The organism is Kocuria sp. HSID17590 (assembly GCF_003989485.1).
Taxonomy (GTDB): domain Bacteria; phylum Actinomycetota; class Actinomycetes; order Actinomycetales; family Micrococcaceae; genus Kocuria; species Kocuria salsicia.
Window position 1 is genome coordinate 22,078 of the sequence record NZ_RBMB01000018.1, and the last position, 18,275, is coordinate 40,352.

Annotated in this window: 15 protein-coding genes and 1 pseudogene; 4 read left to right on the forward strand and 12 right to left on the reverse strand. The window is 71.8% G+C overall.

Going from position 1 to position 18,275, the window contains the following annotated elements; genetic code table 11:
- Nucleotides 1–127: 127 nt before the first annotated feature.
- The 4 genes from D8M39_RS13000 to D8M39_RS07785 form a co-directional block, all read right to left on the reverse strand.
- Complete coding sequence (locus D8M39_RS13000) at nt 128–457, reverse strand: FGGY-family carbohydrate kinase (protein WP_238694009.1); 330 nt, start codon at nt 455–457, stop codon at nt 128–130.
- A gap of 35 nt (nt 458–492) precedes the next feature.
- Nucleotides 493–1,539 carry an FGGY family carbohydrate kinase gene (locus D8M39_RS07775; RefSeq protein ID WP_238694010.1) on the reverse strand — a complete coding sequence of 349 codons (1,047 nt, stop codon included), beginning with the start codon at nt 1,537–1,539 and terminating at the stop codon, nt 493–495.
- Between the two features lie 105 nt (nt 1,540–1,644).
- Entirely contained in the window at nt 1,645–2,607 is a 963-nt protein-coding gene (locus D8M39_RS07780; RefSeq protein ID WP_055082605.1) for a sugar-binding transcriptional regulator, read from the reverse strand.
- A 205-nt stretch (nt 2,608–2,812) separates the two neighbouring features.
- Nucleotides 2,813–4,555, reverse strand: a complete 1,743-nt coding sequence (locus tag D8M39_RS07785) for a pyruvate dehydrogenase (RefSeq protein WP_055082607.1) — start codon at nt 4,553–4,555, stop codon at nt 2,813–2,815.
- 191 nt (nt 4,556–4,746) lie between these two features.
- Here D8M39_RS07785 and D8M39_RS07790 point away from each other — a divergent pair, with 191 nt between their 5' ends.
- Complete coding sequence (locus D8M39_RS07790; protein WP_126874775.1) at nt 4,747–6,015, forward strand: C45 family autoproteolytic acyltransferase/hydolase; 1,269 nt, start codon at nt 4,747–4,749, stop codon at nt 6,013–6,015.
- Nucleotides 6,016–6,071: 56 nt separating this feature from the next.
- A complete protein-coding gene (locus D8M39_RS07795) occupies nt 6,072–6,329 on the forward strand; it encodes a hypothetical protein (protein ID WP_126874776.1) in 258 nt (85 codons plus the stop codon).
- Nucleotides 6,330–6,485: 156 nt separating this feature from the next.
- On the opposite strand, the gene D8M39_RS07800 is transcribed toward D8M39_RS07795, so the two are convergent.
- The 3 genes from D8M39_RS07800 to D8M39_RS07810 all read right to left on the reverse strand — a co-directional run bounded on the left by D8M39_RS07800 (nt 6,486) and on the right by D8M39_RS07810 (nt 9,752).
- Nucleotides 6,486–7,892, reverse strand: coding sequence for a class II fumarate hydratase (locus tag D8M39_RS07800; RefSeq protein WP_126874777.1), 1,407 nt, complete (start codon nt 7,890–7,892; stop codon nt 6,486–6,488).
- Nucleotides 7,893–8,163: 271 nt separating this feature from the next.
- A complete protein-coding gene (locus D8M39_RS07805; protein WP_174233430.1) occupies nt 8,164–8,808 on the reverse strand; it encodes a carbonic anhydrase in 645 nt (214 codons plus the stop codon).
- 161 nt (nt 8,809–8,969) lie between these two features.
- Complete coding sequence (locus D8M39_RS07810; protein WP_238694011.1) at nt 8,970–9,752, reverse strand: DUF4245 domain-containing protein; 783 nt, start codon at nt 9,750–9,752, stop codon at nt 8,970–8,972.
- A gap of 131 nt (nt 9,753–9,883) precedes the next feature.
- On the opposite strand from D8M39_RS07810, the gene glpX reads away from it, so the two are divergent.
- The gene (gene glpX / locus D8M39_RS07815; protein ID WP_055082110.1) at nt 9,884–10,894 is read left to right on the forward strand and encodes a class II fructose-bisphosphatase; all 1,011 of its coding nucleotides are present in this window, start codon (nt 9,884–9,886) and stop codon (nt 10,892–10,894) included.
- A gap of 137 nt (nt 10,895–11,031) precedes the next feature.
- Entirely contained in the window at nt 11,032–12,534 is a 1,503-nt protein-coding gene (locus D8M39_RS07820; RefSeq protein ID WP_055082112.1) for a hypothetical protein, read from the forward strand.
- Nucleotides 12,535–12,547: 13 nt separating this feature from the next.
- Here D8M39_RS07820 and D8M39_RS07825 read toward each other — a convergent pair whose 3' ends face one another.
- The 5 genes and pseudogenes from D8M39_RS07825 to D8M39_RS07840 all read right to left on the reverse strand — a co-directional run.
- Nucleotides 12,548–13,303 carry an SDR family oxidoreductase gene (locus D8M39_RS07825; RefSeq protein ID WP_055082114.1) on the reverse strand — a complete coding sequence of 252 codons (756 nt, stop codon included), beginning with the start codon at nt 13,301–13,303 and terminating at the stop codon, nt 12,548–12,550.
- On the reverse strand, nt 13,300–14,412 hold the full coding sequence (locus tag D8M39_RS07830) for a peptidoglycan bridge formation glycyltransferase FemA/FemB family protein (RefSeq protein WP_126874786.1): 1,113 nt from the start codon (nt 14,410–14,412) through the stop codon (nt 13,300–13,302). The genes D8M39_RS07825 and D8M39_RS07830 overlap by 4 nt, the downstream gene beginning before the upstream one ends.
- A gap of 130 nt (nt 14,413–14,542) precedes the next feature.
- Nucleotides 14,543–16,324, reverse strand: a complete 1,782-nt coding sequence (locus tag D8M39_RS07835) for an LCP family protein (RefSeq protein WP_126874778.1) — start codon at nt 16,322–16,324, stop codon at nt 14,543–14,545.
- 156 nt (nt 16,325–16,480) lie between these two features.
- On the reverse strand, nt 16,481–16,984 hold the full coding sequence (gene purE, locus D8M39_RS13210) for a 5-(carboxyamino)imidazole ribonucleotide mutase (RefSeq protein WP_371413768.1): 504 nt from the start codon (nt 16,982–16,984) through the stop codon (nt 16,481–16,483).
- A gap of 102 nt (nt 16,985–17,086) precedes the next feature.
- Nucleotides 17,087–18,268, reverse strand: a pseudogene (locus D8M39_RS07840) (5-(carboxyamino)imidazole ribonucleotide synthase); the annotation flags it as partial.
- Between the last annotated feature and the right edge of the window lie 7 nt (nt 18,269–18,275).

The window sequence follows — 18,275 nt, forward strand, 5'->3', positions numbered from 1 at the left end:
GGGGTTCGCGGGAGCCGACGAACACGTGGGCCGGGTAACCGACGAACCCGGGAATCAACGCACCGGGGAAACGACGAGCCGAGGAATCGACGAGCCGGTGAACCGGTGAGCGACGTGCTCTGGGTGCTCAGCCGAGCTGCGCCTGTGTTTCCTGCCGGGCGAGGGCGTAGCGGCGGCGGAACTCCTGCACGCCGACGTCGCCCGCGGGAAACAGCTCCCGGCTCACGGAGCGGGACCACTCGGGCAGCTCCTCCGTGGCCGCCCAGGCCGCCTGCCGCGCGGCACCCAGCGCCACGTACTCACCCGCCTCCGGCACCGTGACCGGCATGCCGAGCGTGTCCGGCAGGACCTCGCACAGCGCCTCGGACCGGGCGCCGCCGCCGATGAGCAGCACACGATCCACCGCCACGTGCGCCTCGCGCAGGATGTCCAGGCAGTCCGCGAGGGAGTTGGCCACGGAGAGCACGGCCGCCCGGGCGAGGTTCTCCCGGGTCAGCGAGGCGCGGTCATCCCGCCCAGGTGTCCGGTGGCTGTGGGCAGATTGGGCGTGCGCTCGCCGTCGAAGTAGGGCAGCAGCGTCAGCCCGCCCGCGTCCGAGGGACCGGACCGCGCGAGGCGGGTGAACTCCTCCAGGTCCACCCCCAGCAGATCTGCGGTGGTGGTCATGACGCGCGCGGCGTTGATCGTGCACAGCAGCGGCAGGAACCGGCCCGTGGCGTCCGCGAAGCCGGCGGTCACGGACGTCGGGTCCTGCGGCGGCTCGGGGCTGCACGCGAACACGGTTCCGGAGGTTCCCACGGACACCGCCACCTCCGCCTCGCGCAGGCCCAGGCCGAGCGCGGCGGCCGCGTTGTCCCCCGCGCCCGGGCCCACGACGACGTCGCCGCCGCACCCCCACTGCTCCCCGAGCGTGCCCGCGGCCTCACCGGGACCGAGCACCCGGGGCAGCTCGGGCACCGCACCGAAGTACTCCTCCAGCAGCTCGGGGCGGTAGCGATGGGTCGACGGGTCGAAGTAGCCCGTTCCTGAGGCGTCCGAGCGGTCTGTGACGCACTCCCCGCACAGCTGCAGGGTCAGCCAGTCGTGGGGGAGCATGACGCGCGCCACGCGGGAGGCGGCCTCCGGCTCGTTCTCCGCGAGCCACGTGAGCTTGGACAGCGTCATGGACGGGACGGGTGACATGCCCACCCGTTCCGTCCACCACCGGGGCCCGTGCTCCTCGAGCATGCGGGTGGCCTGGGGCGCGCTGCGGACGTCGTTCCACAGCAGCGCGTCGTGCACCGGGGCGCCCTCGGCGTCCAGCGCCACCATCCCGTGCTGCTGACCGGCCACGGAGACGGCGAGGACGTCGTCACGCTCCGGGACGCCCGCCCGCCGCCACGCGGTGCGCAGCGCGCTGAGCCAGTGCGCGGGGTCCACGCTCGTGCCGTCCGGGTGAGGGGCGCTGCCGGAGGCCAGGGCGTGGCCGGTGGTCGCGTCCACCACCAGGACCTTGCAGGACTGCGTGGAGGAGTCGATGCCGACGACCGTGGGGGTCATGACGTCCTTTCGTTGGCGTGGACAGGACCGGTGCCGTGCGACGCCGGGAGGGCGAGCTGAGGTGCGGCACCGGGAGTCCCGGGGCGGATCACCGCGCGGGGCGGGTCACTGCTCGCGGGGAGGTGCACCGCCGTGGAGGAGCCGCCCCAGCTCGTCGCGCAGAGCCGTGTCGCACACCAGGTGGTCCACCAGCCCGCCCCGCGCGGCGGCCAGAACGGCCGGTGCGCGCTCCGCTCCGGAGGCCACCCCGATCCTGTGGCGGGCCGCGCGCAGCTGCGCCACACTGGCCGAGACGACCATGTCCGCCACGGGCGTGTCCACCTCGTGGCCAGCCTCGTCCAGCAGGTGCCCGGAGACCTCGGCCACGGCCCCGGCGTCCCGGGCGGCGCGGGCGAGGTCCTCACTGACCCGCGGCCACACGGTCGAGCCGTCCGGGGACCACTCGCCGATGGCCAGCACCGCGACGTCGAGCGCGTCCGCGCGTCTCAGGGCGACGTCGACCTCGAGAGACTTCTTCAGCGCCGCGGCCTGGTCGACCACCAGGGGAGCCCACAGGGGCCACGCGGTGCGGCTGCGGAGCTCCTCGAACAGTCGCGGGGACTCGTCCTCCGTGGTGTCGTCGGTGCGCAGGGCACCCGCGAGCTGGACGACGTCGTTGTGAGGCAGCTCGGGGAGGTGCTTGACCGCGTGCTGGAGGGTGCGGGACCAGGAGATCCCGAGGGTGTCGCCGTCCTGGAGCACCCGTGTGATCTCCCGGGCGACGGCGCGGCCCAGAGCGTCCCGGTCGGCGGGCCACTCGGTGGTTCCCACCGTGACGAGGCGCTGCAGCCCGGCCGCTCGGGCGAGCTGCGCATCCGTGCTCTCGAGGGGGACGGCGATCTCGATCCGCACGATCCCTGTGTCCTGTGCCTCCTGCAGCAGGGCGGCCACCTGGAAGCGGGAGAGGTTGGCCTTCTTGCCGAGGCCCACCTTGGAGACGCCGTCCACGAAGTAGCCGTGGGCGAGGTGCGCCATGAGGCGCTGCCGCCGTTCGGGGTCCGTGGGAGGCCAGGAGTCCTTGACGGTCATGCGGTACCGCCTTCCGGTCCTGACAGGGGTGAGCAGGGGCGCTGTCCCAGCGATCCTACATGGCCGGCGTCACACCGCCCCGGGTCGTGGGCGGCGCCCGGTCCCCGCGCCCCGGCCCGGGCGGCAACGGCAACGGGGACCCGGCGGCGTCGTGCCACCGGGTCCCCGTGGGTGCGCAGCCGTCGCGCGGGCGACGGCGTCGGGCTCAGCCGCGCGGGATGTTGCGCAGGTTGGAGCGGGCCATCGACACGGCCTCGCCGGCACCGCGGTTGAGCACGATGCGAGACATGGCCGTGGCGAAGCCGAAGACCTGCTCGCTCTTGATCTTCGGGGGGATGGACAGCGCGTTGGGGTCGGTGATGACCTCCACGAGCGACGGGCCACGGTGCGAGAGCGCGGTGGTGAACGCCGACTCGAGATCCTTGGGCTTCTCCACGCGGATGCCCTGCAGCCCGGCGGCGCGGGCGATCGCCGCGTAGTCGGTCTGGGGGACGTCCACGCCGTAGTCCTGCAGCCCGTCCACGAGCATTTCCAGCTTGACCATGCCGAGCGTGGAGTTGTTGAAGACCACCACGGTGACCGGCAGGTCGTACGCGGCGAGCGTGAGCAGCTCGCCCATGAGCATGGACAGCCCGCCGTCGCCCGAGACCGAGATCACCTGGCGGCCCGGCTCCGCCATGGACGCGCCGATCGCGTGGGGCAGGGCGTTGGCCATGGAGCCGTGCAGGTAGGAGCCCAGGACGCGGCGGGTGCCGAGCGGGTTGATGTAGCGCGCGGTCCACACGTTGCACATGCCGGTGTCAGCAGTGAACACGGCGTCCCGGGCGGCCACCTGGTCCAGCACGGACGCGGCGTACTCGGGGTGGATGGGGGTGATCTTCTCGACCTTGCGGGTGTAGGCTCCCACGGCCTTGTTCATCAGCTTGTCGTGCTTGGCGAGGGTCTTGTCCAGGAAGGAGCGGTCCTTCTTGGGCTGCAGCTCGGGCAGCAGCTTGAGGATCGTGGACTTCACGTCCCCGTACACCGGCACGGTCACGCCCGTGCGGCGTCCAATCACTGCGGGGTTGGTGTCCACCTGGATGGTGGTGACGTCCGGGAGGAACTGGTCGTACGGGAAGTCCGTGCCCAGCATGACCATGACGTCCGCGTCGTGCAGCCCCTCGGCCGCGGCGCCGTAGCCCAGCAGCCCGGTCATGCCGACGTCGAACGGGTTGTCGAACTGGATCTGGTCCTTGCCGCGCAGCGAGTGGCCGATGGGAGCGTTGAGCGTGTCCGCGAGCGCGATGACCTCGTCGTGCGCGCCAGACACGCCGATGCCCGCGAAGATCGCAACCTTCTTGGCGGAGTTCAGGGCCTCGGCCATGCGGGCGATCGTCTCGTCGGAGGGCACGATCGAGCTGGGGGCGGGAACGGAGTAGGGACGGGCGTCGGCGGCCATGTCCGAGTCCGCGAGGTCACCGGGCAGCGTCACCACAGACACGCCCGGGCTCGTGACGGCGAACTGGATCGCGGAGGCCACCACGGAGGGCGACTGCTTGGCCGTGCTCACGAGCTCCGAGTAGACGGAGCACTCGGTAAAGATCCGGTCCGGGTGCGTCTCCTGGAAGTACCCCGAGCCGATGTACTGGGAGGGGATGTGGGAGGCGATCGCCAGCACAGGGGCACCGGAGCGGTTGGCGTCGTAGAGGCCGTTGATCAGATGCAGGTTGCCGGGACCGCACGAGCCCGCGCACACGGCGAGCTTGCCGGTCACCTGCGCCTCGGCGCTCGCGGCGAAAGCGGCGGCCTCCTCGTGGCGCACGTGGACCCAGTCGATGCCGCCCTTGGCGGAGCCCCCCGAGCGGCGGACCGCATCCACGATCGGGTTCAGGCTGTCGCCCACCACGCCGTAGATGCGCTCGACGCCCGCGGCGATGAGTTGCTGGATGATCTGGTCTGCAAGTTTCACGCGTTCTCCTCAGGAGGCGGGCCGCCGCGGCCGTGCCGTGCGGCGGGAGTGGAAAAAGTCGCTGCCCGCCAGCTTAGTCCCGTTCCCGGGGGCTCCCGGAACCTATGTGGCGAACGAGACAGGCCCTGGTGGGGCAGCGCACCGTCAAGTCGGGGTTGACGCAGGGCGGGGCGTCAATGTTTGCTTGACGCATGACAGAATCCGCAAAGAACGTCTCCCGCAACAACGGCTCCGCCCGCTCCGCGGGAACCACCACCGCCGTTCCGACCGCATGGGCGGGGGTCGACTGGGCTGCCATCGACTGGGCCCGTGTGGACTGGGTGCGCGCCTCCGCGCGACTCGCGACCGGCAGCCCAGGAGCCTGGGGCGATCTGCCCACCCGGGGTGCGCGCCGTCGAACGCCCGCCGCGGGCGACGTCGGCGGCGCCGAAGACCATGGAACCGAGGCGTTCGAGACCGACTGGAGCACGTGGCAGGCCCCGGCCCGCGCCTACCCGGTGACGGTCTACGGGATCCACGAGGCCACGCCCGGCCCGCGCTGGAAGGCGCTCTTCGACGCCACCTGGCCCGCGTACCGCTCGTGGTACCTCACGGGTCCCGGCACCCGCCCGAGCCTCGAGGAAGCCCGTGGCAGGCTCGAGGAGCACATGCCCGAGCTGGTGCCCACATGGCGCGAGCTCGTGGCGCAGACCGGCGGTGACGGCGACGCAGCGCGCTTCCTGACCATGTGGAACCTTCCCGCCTTCGCACCGGCGTGCTCGCAGCTGGCGACGGTGGGGGAGGAGACGTCCCTGACCCGCAACTACGACTACGTGCCGGAGCTGTGGGAGGCCACGGTGTACTCGAGCGAGTTCACCGGACGCAAGGTGATCGGCACGGGCGACTGCCTGTGGGGGCTGCTGGACGGGATGAACGACGCCGGTCTGGCCGTGTCCCTCACGTTCGGCGGGCGTCCCGGCTCCGGGCCCGGCTTCGCGATCCCCCTGGTGGTCCGCTACCTGCTGGAGGTCGCGGAGACCGCTGCCCAGGCGAGGAAGCTGCTGCGCGGGCTGCCCGTGTCCATGTCCTACAACATCACCGTGGTGGACGTCAGCGGTGAGCGCTTCACCGCCTTCGTGGCCCCGGGGCAGGACACCGAGTTCTTCGACGCGTGCACCGCGACCAACCACCGCGGCAAGACCCCGGAGTACCCGCAGAAGGCCGCGCAGTTCCACTCGGTGGAGCGCCTGGAGTTCCTGGACGCATCCGCCGAGCAGGGGGTGAGCGCCGCCGAGGCGCGGGACAGCTTCCTGCGGGATCCCCTGCACCAGGACCACTACTCGGCCGGGTTCGGCACGCTGTTCACCGCCCACTACCGCCCGGACCTGGGCACGGTCGAGTACGTGTGGCCCGGTGTCTCGTGGACCCGTGGCTTCGACGACCCGGACGACACCCTTGAACTCGTGCTCGAGGGACGGTGAGTCCGGCACTCGCCCCGGTTCCCGAGATCGGGGCGGGTGGTGCCATGATGGGATCCGTGAGCAGCCACACACCCGCCCCGTCCGGCCCCGAACCCTCCGTGTCCGACCTCGAGGACGCGGCGCTGCGGGCCCTCGCGCAGCTGAGCGGCCGCGGGGATCCCGAAGCGTTCCAGGCCCTGCTGCGGATCAGCGCGGCGGCGGGTGAGCACCTGGGGGTTAGTGCCCGCTCCGTGGCGGAGGCGGCCTCGTGGTCCGCCGTGGCCGGTGCCGCCGGCACCTCGCGCCAGGCGGCGTGGTCCCGGTGGAAGACCTGACAACCCTCCGCCGACGCGGTCCCCGGACCGCAGGACCACATCACCACCGGGCCGCAGCATCACAGAACGGAACTCGGCCACCCGAAACATCGGGTGGCCGAGTTCTGCGTCTCAGGACCGGGTCCGTGCGAGCCCGGCGGGCCGCCCGGGATCAGCTCAGTAGTTGCCGGTCATCGTGGTGACGTCCAGCGCTTTGTCCAGCTGCTCCTCGGTGAGCTTCTCGCCGTCCACGTAGCCGAGCTCGATGGTGGCCTCGCGCACCGTCATCTTGTTCGCGACGGCGTGCTTGGCGATCTTTGCGGCGGCCTCGTAGCCGATCGCCTTGTTCAGCGGGGTCACGATCGAGGGGGACGCCTCGGCCAGGAACGTGCAGCGCTCCACGTTGGCCTGCAACCCGTCCACCATCTTCTCCGCGGCCACGCGGGACACGTTGGCGAGCAGGCGGATGGACTCCAACAGGTTCGCGGCCATCACGGGAATGCCCACGTTCAGCTCGAACGCACCGTTGGTGGAGGACAGAGCCACGGTGGTGTCGTTGCCAATCACCTGCGCGGCCACCTGGATGGTCGCCTCGCAGATCACCGGGTTGACCTTGCCGGGCATGATCGAGGAGCCGGGCTGCAGGTCCGGGATGTGCAGCTCACCGAGACCGGTGTTGGGCCCGGAGCCCATCCAGCGGATGTCGTTCATGAACTTCATGTAGGAGTACGCAATGTTGCGCAGCTGCCCGGAGGCCTCCACCAGGCCGTCACGGTTGGCCTGCGCCTCGAAGTGGTTGCGCGCCTCGGTCAGCGGAAGGCCGGTCTCCGCGGACAGCAGCTCGATCACGCGCGCCGAGAAGCCGTCCGGGGTGTTGATGCCGGTGCCCACGGCGGTGCCGCCCAGGGGGACCTCCGCCACGCGGGGCAGGGAGGCGTCGATGCGTTCGATGCCGTAGCGCACCTGGGCCGCGTAGCCGCTGAACTCCTGGCCCAGGGTCACAGGGGTCGCGTCCATGAGGTGCGTGCGACCGGACTTCACCACGGTCTTGAACTCCTCCGCCTTCTTCTCCAGGGAGGTGGCGAGGACGTCCATGGCCGGCTTGAGGTCGTTGATCAGCGCGTTCGTCACGGCCACGTGCACGGAGGTGGGGAAGACGTCGTTGGAGGACTGCGACGCGTTGACGTGGTCGTTCGGGTGGACCTCCACTCCGGCGGACTCGAGCGCGCGGGAGGCCAGCGTGGCCAGGACCTCGTTGGTGTTCATGTTCGAGGAGGTGCCCGAACCGGTCTGGAACACGTCGATGGGGAACTCGCCGTCGTGCTCCCCTGCGGCCACGGCGTCCGCGGCGTCGCGGATGGCCTGGGCGCGCTGCGCGTCCAGCACACCCAACTCCTCGTTGGCGGTCGCGGCGGCCTTCTTCACCTGCGCGAGCGCCTTGATGTGCTCGCGCTCCAACGTGTTGCCCGAGATGGGGAAGTTCTCCACGGCGCGCTGCGTCTGCGCGCGGTAGAGGGCGTTCTTGGGAACGCGGACCTCGCCCATGGTGTCGTGCTCGATGCGGTACTCAGTGTTTTCAGCCATGTCGCCAGTTTACGGCCACCGCGCCCCTCGGCGCCCGACGAAGCGCCCCGCGATCCGGGCTCGCGACGACGTCGTGGTCAGACCCGCGACGTCGGCCGGGCACGACCTCGGGACCGGAGTCCTGGCGCTGCCGCGCCCGGTGAGGTCGGAGGGAGGTGGACGACGCCGCGCCGCCACGTGTCCTCGCGGGTCTGGTCCGTGTGCAGCAGGTCCTGGTACTCAGGACAACGGCGACGAGCAGGGATTCCCTGCTCGTCGAACGCCTGGGCGACTAGCTGATCTGGGGATCGTCGCTGTAGACCAGCTCGGCCTTGCCGTCCGCAAGGTGGTAGAACACGCCGATGACGGCGGCCTCACCGCGGGAGACAGCACCGGAGATCACGGTGGACTGGTCCAGCATGCGTGCCGCGGTCTGCTTGGTGTGCTCGACGACCATGTCCTGCAGGTCCGCGTTCCCGGAGCGCTGTGCCTGCAGGACGGACGGGGTGATGCGCTCCACCAGGTCCCTCTGGAAACCGGTGGGAAGCTCACCGGACTCCACGGAGTTCTTTGTGGCGGTCACCGCGCCGCACGAGTCGTGGCCGAGCACCATGATCAGCGGTGTGCCGAGCACGTCGATCGCGAACTCGAGGGAACCGAGCACGGCGTTGTCGATGACCTGGCCCGCGGTGCGGATCACGAACGCGTCCCCGAGGCCCAGGTCGAAGATGATCTCCGCGGCGAGCCGGGAGTCCGAGCAGCCGAAGATCACGGCGAACGGTTTCTGCGACTCGGCGAGGCTCTCGCGGCGCTGCGCGTCCTGGTGGGGGTGCAGCTTGTCCCCGGAGATGAACCGGGCGTTTCCCTCCTGCAGGGCCCGCCAGGCCTCGGACGGGGTGCGGGGTGCGTGGTCCACGCTGGTTGTCTCAGTGCTCACGGTGGGACTCCATGACTCGAGGAGGGGTGACGCGGCGCGGGACTGCGCGCCGCAGTTACAGAGTAGCCCCGCCGGAGCGGGGGCGTACCGGGGAGACGGGAGCTGGGGTGGGGGCGACGTGCCGGGCGACGGCGTGCCGGGGCCGGAGTGGGCCCGTGCGCTCAGGAGCGGGAGAGTGCTTCCGCCACGAGCTGGAAGTCCGCGTCCGGGGCGTCGCCGCTGAGCACCACCGTGGAGTCCTTGAGAGTGCCCACCCACGCGGTGAACGCGTCCTGCTTGCCGGAGGCGTCCCGGTGGTGGATCTGCCAGGTGACGCCCGCGACCTCCTTCTCGTCCGTCACGGGCACCAGCTCGGTGCGCTGGGCGAGCCACGTGGGGTTGGACTCGGCGGTCTGGGCCATGTCCACCAGGTGGTAGCCGGGGGAGAGGAAGCCCACGTTCCACAGCGGCACACCGTCCTGGGACTTCTCGTCCCAGCGCGCGTAGTTGGCGCTCCAGCCGTCCCCGAGGTCCGGTGCGGCCGGGGTGAAGGACGCCTGGTCCGCGGCGAAGGTGGCCTCCTGTGCCACGTCCACCTGCGCCCGGTAGGGCTGGGCGTCCGGGCGGGGCTGCAACCACAGGAACGGCAGCAGCAGGAGCAGCAGCACGATCATCGAGATCACCATGCCGCGCACCGGGGCGTTGATCCGCGAGGCCTGCTTGGTGGTGAGCTGCGGGGTGGGCTGCTCGGCCTCCGGGGTGTCCGTGGCCTTCGTGCCCGCGTCGTCCGTCGCGGCGGCGCCGCCCGCCGTCGCATCGGCCGTGGTGCCCGCGTCCCCGGCAGCGCCGGTGCCGGACGTCTGCGCCCCGGCTGCCGCGGCGTCGTCGTCGGGGGCTGCGCCGGAAGGGGGCGTCGACGGCGCGGGGCGGGGATCGCGGGAGGGCCCGGAAGCAGAAGAACTCACGTCCTCCATTGTGCCGTGCCCGCGCGGACCCGCCCAACAGGACAGGCCCGGGGATATGCTGGGGGCACCCGTGGTGGCGCCCGGGCCCAGGTGGTGGCGGGGCGCACCGAAACTCGAAGGTGAGGAACAACGTGGCAGAGAACACCCAGCACGGCAGCTCGGGAAATGCAGCGGACCGCAACTTGGCGCTCGAACTGGTGCGCGTCACGGAGGCCGCGGCGATCGCGGGCGGCCACTGGGTGGGTGCCGGTGACAAGAACAGCGCGGACGGTGCGGCGGTGGACGCCATGCGCTCCTTCCTCTCCACCGTGGACTTCAACGGCACCGTGGTGATCGGCGAGGGGGAGAAGGACGAGGCCCCCATGCTGTTCAACGGCGAACAGGTGGGCGACGGCAGGGGCCCGGCCTCGGACGTCGCGGTGGACCCCATCGACGGCACGCGCCTGACCGCGCTCGGCATGAACAACGCGCTCGCGGTGATCGCCGTGGCGGACGGCGGCTCCATGTTCGACCCCTCGGCCGTGTTCTACATGGACAAGCTCGTGGTGGGCCCGGAGGCCGCGGACATGGTGGACCTGCGCCTGCCCGTGAAGCAGAACATCCACCTGGTGGCCAAGGCCAAGGGCGTGAAGCCCAACCAGGTCACCGTGTGCGTCCTGGACCGCCCCCGGCACCAGGGCCTCGTGGAGGAGATCCGCGCGACAGGTGCCCGCACCCGCATGATCCTGGACGGTGACGTGGCCGGCGCGATCGCCGCGTGCCGCGAGGGCACCGGCGTGGACATCATGATGGGCATCGGCGGCACCCCGGAGGGCATCGTCACTGCGTGCGCCGTGAAGGCCACCGGCGGCGTGATCCAGGGCCGCCTGGCGCCCACGGACGAGGCGGAGCGCGAGAAGGCCGCCGCCGCCGGGCTGGACGTGGACCGGATCCTCACCACGGACGAGCTCGTCACCTCCGACAACTGCTTCTTCGCCGCCACCGGCATCACGGACGGCGACCTGCTGCGCGGCGTGCGCTACCGCGGGCGCACCATCACCACCCAGTCCATCGTGATGCGCTCCCGCTCCGGCACGGTGCGCATGGTCGAGGCCGAGCACCTTGCCAAGAAGTGGGAGAAGTACGAGCGCCACCAGAAGTGACCTCTGCGTCCCACGACGACGACGGCGCGTCCGCCCTTTCCGGGTGGGCGCGCCGTTCGCATGCGCGTCCGGGGCGGGGCCCGCACCCGGCTAAGCTGGGGCGCGGTGTTCATGGGCATGAGGAGAGGACAGACACCGTGACGTTGAACGTGACCCCCAGCGGGAACCGTCAGAGCTGGGACGCCCGCGTGCGGGTCACGGGCGGGCACCCGGACCTCCTGTGGGGCATCGGCGAGGCCGAGGCCCTCACGCGCGACGACGTCCGCGTGCAGCGGGTGGCCGTGGACCGCGGCAACCAGACCGTGGGGTACGGCCAGCTGCTGGTCTACCCGGAGGACCGCCACACGGTGGTGGACGCCAAGTCCCTGCACGTGAAGAACCCGCGGGACCTCGTGGCCGTGCTGGCCGCGCTCCAGGAGCACTCCCGCACGGTGCACGACGCCGCCGTGCTGCGCGTCAGCCCCGACACCCACGCCACCACGGAACTTGCCGACGAGCTCGCGGAGGCGGGCTACCGACGTCGTGACAAGCCCCGGCGCGGCGAGGCCGGCCCCCGCCACCTGGTGGTGCGCCTCGGGGAGACCGAGGGTGAGCTGTCCAAGCGGCTGTCGAGCGAGACCCTGCAGCGCTGCCGCGCGGGGCTGCGGGACTCCGGGGTGCGGGTCCGGCGCGTGAACGCCTCGGACCGGGACCTCTCCCACGTGGGTCTGCGCACCCAGCACATCCGCGAGCTGCTGAGGGCCGTGGGGGAGAACTCCGTGTTCCTGGTGGCCACCGAGCGCCCCGAGGACGGGCCGGAGAAGGCCCTGGGCTACCTGTGGTTCGTGCACACCGGCGAGTCCGCCATGATCTACCGCCTCGGCTTCACGGACCGTGCCCGGGAGCTCGGGGTGGACGACGCCCTGCTGCTCACCGGTCTCGTCCAGCTCCAGCAGCGGCTCGTGCACAAGGTGCTCGCCGGGGATCCGGACCAGCCCGGCCAGCCCATGGTGCTGCGCGAGCTCGCGACCGAGGACGTCGAGGTCCTCGGCACGTGGGAGTACCCCCTGGTGGGGGAGTTCCAGATCGCGGGCCGCGCCGAGAAGACGCGACGCCGCGTGCTCGGCCGGCGCTCGCGGCGGGCCCGGCGCGAGGAGATTCTCCCGGAGGCCGCGAGTTCCGCGGACGAGTCCATTCCGGCGCCCCCCGCAGCTTCCGAGGAAGAGGCCGTGCGCGCGGGACGCGACGACGCTGCTGGTGCCGATCGCGACGACGCCGTGGCCGAGGCCGCTGAGACCGGGGCCGTTGACGCCGGGTTCGCCGATGGCGGGGCCGCTGGCACCGGAGCTGCGCCCGGGAACGACGCCGTCGACGTCGCCGAGCCGGGTGCCGCCCCGTCGCGCAAGGCCGCCAAGGCAGCGAAAGCCGAGAGCAGGGCGGCGAAGAAGCACACCAGATCGGTCAAAAAGGTTGCGCCAGTACAGGCTGCGAAGCGCACCAGGCGAGGCAAGCGGCGGGGACAGCCCGAGTCCGGTGCCACGGGGCCGGCTGCCGGGACGACCGACACCACGGCGCCCGAGACTCAGCGCGCGGCGGACGGTCTGCTGCGCCGGGCCCTCGCGGAGGGCCGGGCGGCTGTCAGGGACGCCGCCCGCTGGTGAACTCCGGCGGGGGCTAGGCCCTGCCGGAGACGAGGTTGGCGACGCGAGCCGTGACGGACTGCGGCAGCAGACCGGTGATTCGTTCGAGGCCGTGGTAGGCCCGGGGAAAGACGACGCGGGGCCGTTTCTTCTCCAGCGCGGTGAGCGTGGCGGCCACGAGGTCCTCCGGTTTCGCGGAGCGCCCGAGGTCGATTGCGGAGGCGTTCGCCACCCGGAAGAAGTCCGTGTCCACGGGTCCCGGGTTCACGCTCAGCACCTGCACGCCGTGCTTGCGGGCCTCCACGCCCACGGCCAGGGAGAACCGGTCCACGAACGCCTTGGACGCGCTGTACGTGGCCATGGACGGCAGTGGCTGGAAGCTCGCCACCGAGGCCACATTGACGATGGCACCGCTGCCGGCGACCGTCATGGACTGAAGCGCGGTGTGCGTGAGCGTCATCAGCGCCCGCACGTTCACGGTGAGCTCCTCCAGCTCACGGTCCAGGTCCAGGGCGGCGAACTCGCCGTGCGTCCCGAAGCCCGCGTTGTTGACCAGCAGGTGCACGGGGTTGCACTCGAGGACGTCCACGAGGGTGTCGATGCCGTCCTGCGTGCCGAGGTCCGCCGCGACGATCTGCGCGGCACCGCCGGTGGCCTCCTGGGACAGCTCCGCGAGCTTCTCGGTGCTGCGCCCGGTGAGGATCAGCGCGTACCCGCGCTCGTGCAGGGCCCGAGTGAACGCCCGGCCGATCCCTCCGGTGGCACCCGTGATCAGCGCCGTGCGGGTCATACGTCGTCCTTCTTCCCGCGCGGCGTCGTCGCCCGGCTGCCCAGGCCCGCGACGCGCTGGCGCAGACCACCGGAGCGCTCGCGCAGGCTCCCGGCCCGTTCGCGCAGCGCGCCCGTGAGCGAGCCGAGTCCCTCGCGGGCCGCCCGCACCCCGCTGTACGCCGTGTACCCGGCGCGGGAGACGGGGAGGTCCCAGGTGCCCGGGTAGGAGACCGGCTCGCCGCCGAAGGACTTCTTGAAGGACGTGAACCCGTACCACTCGTGCTCGGGCCCGGCGTCCTCCGGTGCGGTGCCGAAGAGGTCGAACCACGTGAGGCCCTTCTCCTTGGCGTCCATGACCATGGTGACCACCAGGGGGATGCCCGCGGAGAGCTTGCGGTGCTCCTGGTCCATCGCGGCGTGCGCGTAGGTGCGGGTGTCCGCGGAGTCGTACACGAGCGACGCCGCGATCGGCTCGCCGTCGAGCTTCGCCAGGTAGAGGCTCGCCGCGTCCACCGGCATCAGGGAGGCGACGACGGCGCGCAGGTAGTCGTCCTGCTGCCGGTTGAAGTTCCGGCGCTTTGCGGTGTCGTCCAGGAACCGCAGCAGGTGCTCCACGTCCGCGGGGTCCTGCGAGCGCTCGATGCTCACGCCCTTCTTGTGGATGTTGCGGTACAGGTTGCGGTTGGTGGACTTCATGTCCTTGAGCAGGTCCTTGGTGTCCTTGCGCAGGTCGATCAGCTGGGTGTGCCCCGGCTGCACCTGGCGCGGCGCACGCTTCATCCCACGACGGCGCAGCGAGGCCTCCGCGGTCTCCAGGCCGTCCACGGTGTGCCCGTTGATCGGCTCCACGCGCACGAACCAGCAGCGGTTGGCCCGCGCCTGGGCGGTGAGGTCCGCGAGGGCACGGTCGAAGGCTTCGGGGGAGTCCGCCTCCGGGCCGTACGGGCAGTAGAGGTAGCGGCCCGTCCGGCCGCCCTCCACGGTCGCCAGGTAGCGCCATCCGGGGCCCTCGGCCTGGATCACGCGGTGTCCGATGCTCTGCTGGAACTGGGCCCACTCGGGGGACTGCAGGATGTTTGCCACGGCTCCACTGTACCGATGCCGCTGTACCGATGCTGCTGTGCCGATGCCCCCGGACGGATCCTGCTGCACCGGTCCTTCCCTCGCCCACGGGCGCGGTGGAGCGCGCCCGCCGTGCCGGGGCGGTTTCCTGCGCAGTCGACGGCCCCGGGGGCCGGGCCCCCGTGAGGGCTGCCGGTCAGGGGACGGAGCACGTGCCGTTCGGGGACAGCGTCTCCTCGGTGGAGACCTTCAGCGCGGCCGGGACCACCGCGGCGGTCCCGATCCCAACACCTCCACCGATCACAGATCCGCCACCGACGACGGACACCCCGCCCGCGGTGGAGCCCGCCGCTGCGGTGTTCGTCTCCCCGGAGGACGACGACGCCGCGCCGCCGGCCGCCGGAGCCGCCTGGGCGCCGTCGCCGTTGGCCTTCGTGAGGACCTGAGCGAGGTCCGCGCGGAACTGGTCGTAGTCCGGGTAGGTGGGGAAGGACTGGTCGTAGTAGGGCGGGCCGGCCGCGTAGGCCTGCAGCTCGTGGTCCTTGGCCTTGGTGGCCACGGTGACCATGGAGCCGATCGAGGACTGCGGGATGTCCGTCTCGAGGATCCGCTGCCCGGAGCTGGCGAGCTCGTCGAACTTGGTGGCCACGGTGACCGGGTTCAGCTGCGAGAGCATCGCGGCCTGGACGCAGCGCTGGCGGGCCTGGCGGTCGTAGTCGGTGGCGCCCTCGCGGGAGCGGGCGTACCAGAGGGCGTGGTAGCCGTCCATGTGCTGCACGCCGGGCTCGATCCACCCCAGGATGGGGTTCTTCTCACCGGTGTCCAGGTTGGTGCCGCCGCCCATGGGCACGCGTCCGCCCACGTTGAGGTCGATGCCCCCGAGCGCGTCCACGAGGGACGCGAAGCCGTCCATGTCGATCAGCGCGTACGCCTGGATCTTCAGGCCCGTGACACCCTCGGCGGCCTCCTTGGTGGCCTGCGCCCCGGGGTCGGCGACGTCCGGGTAGAGGTCCTCGTGGTTCTGCATCACGTCCGTGTAGACGGCGTTCATGATGCACTCGTCCCCGCAGTTGAAGCCCTCCGGGTAGATCCCGTGCAGGGGGGAGTCCTCCGGGAAGGGGACGTTCTGCAGGTTGCGGGGCAAAGAGATGGTGACGGTCTCACCGGAGGACGCGTCGATGCTGAGCACCGTCATGGAGTCCGGGCGCCGCCCCTCGCGGTCCTCGCCGGCGTCCCCGCCCATGAGCAGGATGTTGTAGCGCCCGTCCGACGCGGAGAACGGCATGCCCCCGCCGAAGATGTCCGAGACGGCGCCGCGGGCCACCGAGACCAGGTGAGCCGCGTATCCGAGCCCGCCGCCGGTGACGACCATGGCCAGCACAGTGGTGACGACGACGCCGCGCCGGGCACTGTCCCCCAGCAGCCCGGGGCGGATGGTGCGCAGTGTGTCGAACCACAGCAGCACCCAGCCGACTGCCAGTGCCACGAGCCCGTACATCAGCAGGGCAGAGGTCACGGAATTGGTCAGCAGCCACACCAGGGCGGTGCGCCACACGAACCACAGCAGCACGGCGAGCACGACCAGCGCCCAGACCACCGCGGTGATCCTTACGGCGATCCGTCCGATCAGCCGCTTGCCCGCCACGAGCTGGGCGGAGCCGGGCACCAGCAGCGTGGCACCGAGCAGCCACCAGGCCCGCTTCGTGCGGGTGGCGGGTGCGGCGAAACGCGGACTGCGCAGGGGCTCGCCCACCCGGGTGCGGGCGCGGCGCGGACCGTCCTCGGGATCGCGGACGGCCGAGGCACCCTCGGCAGGGAGGTCCTGCGCGGCGTCGTCGGGGAACGCACCGTCCGGGTGTGCGCCACCGACGTGCGCGCCGTCGAGGTGGGCGCCGCGGGCCGGGGGCACCTCGTCGTAGGCGCGTGTGGCCGAGGGGAGGGGACGGCCGTCCTCCGGGTGGTCGGTTGATCCGTTCACGTGCAACTCCGTGCTGAAGGGGAAGTCGGTGTTGCGGGGAGCCGACGCTGCGGCCCACCGGTCCGTGGCCCCGCCGAGGAGGGGACACGAGTGGCTCATTGTGCCCCGCTCACCTGGATCCGGGCCGACAGCCCACCCCGGTGCGGCGGCGCCGGCTCAGTCCTTGGAGCTCGCGCCGCGGGCCACGGCCTCCCGGAGGGCGGAGCCCTTGCGGTGCGCGGCTTCGGAGAGCTCCGCGGCGACGTGCTGCAACCGGTCCCGCAGCTGCTGCGCGGAGGTGCTCGACGCCGAGCCCAGCACCCGCGCGGCGAGCAGACCGGCGTTGCGCGCACCGTTGATCGACACGGTGGCCACGGGCACGCCCGCGGGCATCTGCACGATCGAGAGCAGGGAGTCCATGCCGTCCAGCGTCTTCAGAGCCACGGGGACGCCGATCACCGGCAGGGGGGTCACGGAGGCGAGCATGCCGGGCAGGTGGGCGGCACCGCCGGCACCGGCAATGATGACCCGCAGGCCGCGCTCGTGGGCGGTGCGGCCGTACTCGAGCATCTCGGACGGCATCCGGTGGGCCGAGACCACGTCCGCCTCGTAGGGTACGCCCAGTTCCTCGAGGGCCTGGGCGGCCGCGCGCATGGTGGCCCAGTCCGAGTCCGAACCCATCACGAGCCCCACCAGGGGTACGCCAGTCTGGGCGGCCGGGACCGCGCCCCACGTCGTCGTCCCCCCGCTGTCCACGGCGGTGGGCCGGGCGTGGCGGTCCTCGCCGTCGCGCAGGATGCTCGCCGCGTGCGTGGCGATCTCGCGCAGCGCCGTGAGCTCGTGGGCGTCCCCGACCACGTTGACGTGGCCGATCTTGCGGCCCGGGCGCACCGACTTGCCGTAGTTGTGGATCTTTGCGCGGGGCTCGGCGCTCATCGCGGCGGGGTAGGCCGCGAAGAGGTCCTGGTTGTCCCCACCCAGGAAATTCTTCATCACGGCTGCCTCGGCCACCACGTCCGTGGCACCCAGCGGCCAGTCGAGCACGGCCCGCAGGTGCTGCTCGAACTGGCCCGTGACGGAGCCGTCCATGCTCCAGTGCCCGGAGTTGTGGGGGCGCATGGCCAGCTCGTTCACGGCGAACCCGGTCTCCGTGCCCGGCGTCTCGAAGAGCTCCACGGCCATCACGCCGGTCACTGCGAGGTCATGGGCGAGCTTCACGGCGGCGGCCTGCGCGGCACTGGCCACCTCCGGGTCCAGCCCGGGAGCGGGGGCGATCACCTCGTCGCACACACCGGCCACCTGGATGGACTCGACGACGGGCCACGCCACGGTTTCGCCGGACGGCCTGCGGGCGACCATTGCGGAGAGCTCACGGCTGAACGCCACGGCCTCCTCCGCGAGCAGCCCCTCCTCGGAGTCCGCGGCGGCCGAGCGCTCGAACCACTCGGCAGCGGTGCCGCTCGTGGCCTGCTCCGCACGCTCGACCCGCAGCACGCCCTTGCCGTCGTAGCCGCCGCGCGGGGTCTTCAGGATCACGGGCCAGCCGACGCGATCGCCGAAGGCCACGAGGTCCTCGGCGGTGTGGACCTCCGCCCACTCGGGGTTGGGCAGGCCCAGATCGGCCACGGCGCGGCGCATCACGAGCTTGTCCTGCGCGTGCACGAGCGCGGCGGGCCCGGGGCGAACGGCGACCCCCTGGGCCTCCAGGGCCTTCAGGTGCTCAGTGGGCACGTGCTCGTGGTCGAAGGTGAGCACGTCCACCTCCGCGGCGAAGCGGCACAGGGTGTCGAGATCGGTGTAGTCGCCCGCGGGAGCGGTGCGGACGGCCGCCACCGCGCTCACCTCGGGGCTCTCCGCGAGCACGCGCAGCTCCACTCCGAGGGCGGTGGCGGCGGGGGCCATCATGCGGGCGAGCTGCCCGCCGCCCACGACGCCGATGACAGGACCTGTCTCAGGAGAATTCACCCTCCCA

Coding starts and splice junctions, on each gene's coding strand:
- D8M39_RS07775 (WP_238694010.1), bottom strand. CDS start 1,539: ATGACCCCCACGGTCGTCGGCATCGACTCCTCCACGCAGTCCTGCAAG.
- D8M39_RS07780 (WP_055082605.1), bottom strand. CDS start 2,607: ATGACCGTCAAGGACTCCTGGCCTCCCACGGACCCCGAACGGCGGCAG.
- D8M39_RS07790 (WP_126874775.1), top strand. CDS start 4,747: ATGACAGAATCCGCAAAGAACGTCTCCCGCAACAACGGCTCCGCCCGC.
- D8M39_RS07800 (WP_126874777.1), bottom strand. CDS start 7,892: ATGGCTGAAAACACTGAGTACCGCATCGAGCACGACACCATGGGCGAG.
- D8M39_RS07825 (WP_055082114.1), bottom strand. CDS start 13,303: ATGACCCGCACGGCGCTGATCACGGGTGCCACCGGAGGGATCGGCCGG.
- purE (WP_371413768.1), bottom strand. CDS start 16,984: ATGGGTTCGGACTCGGACTGGGCCACCATGCGCGCGGCCGCCCAGGCC.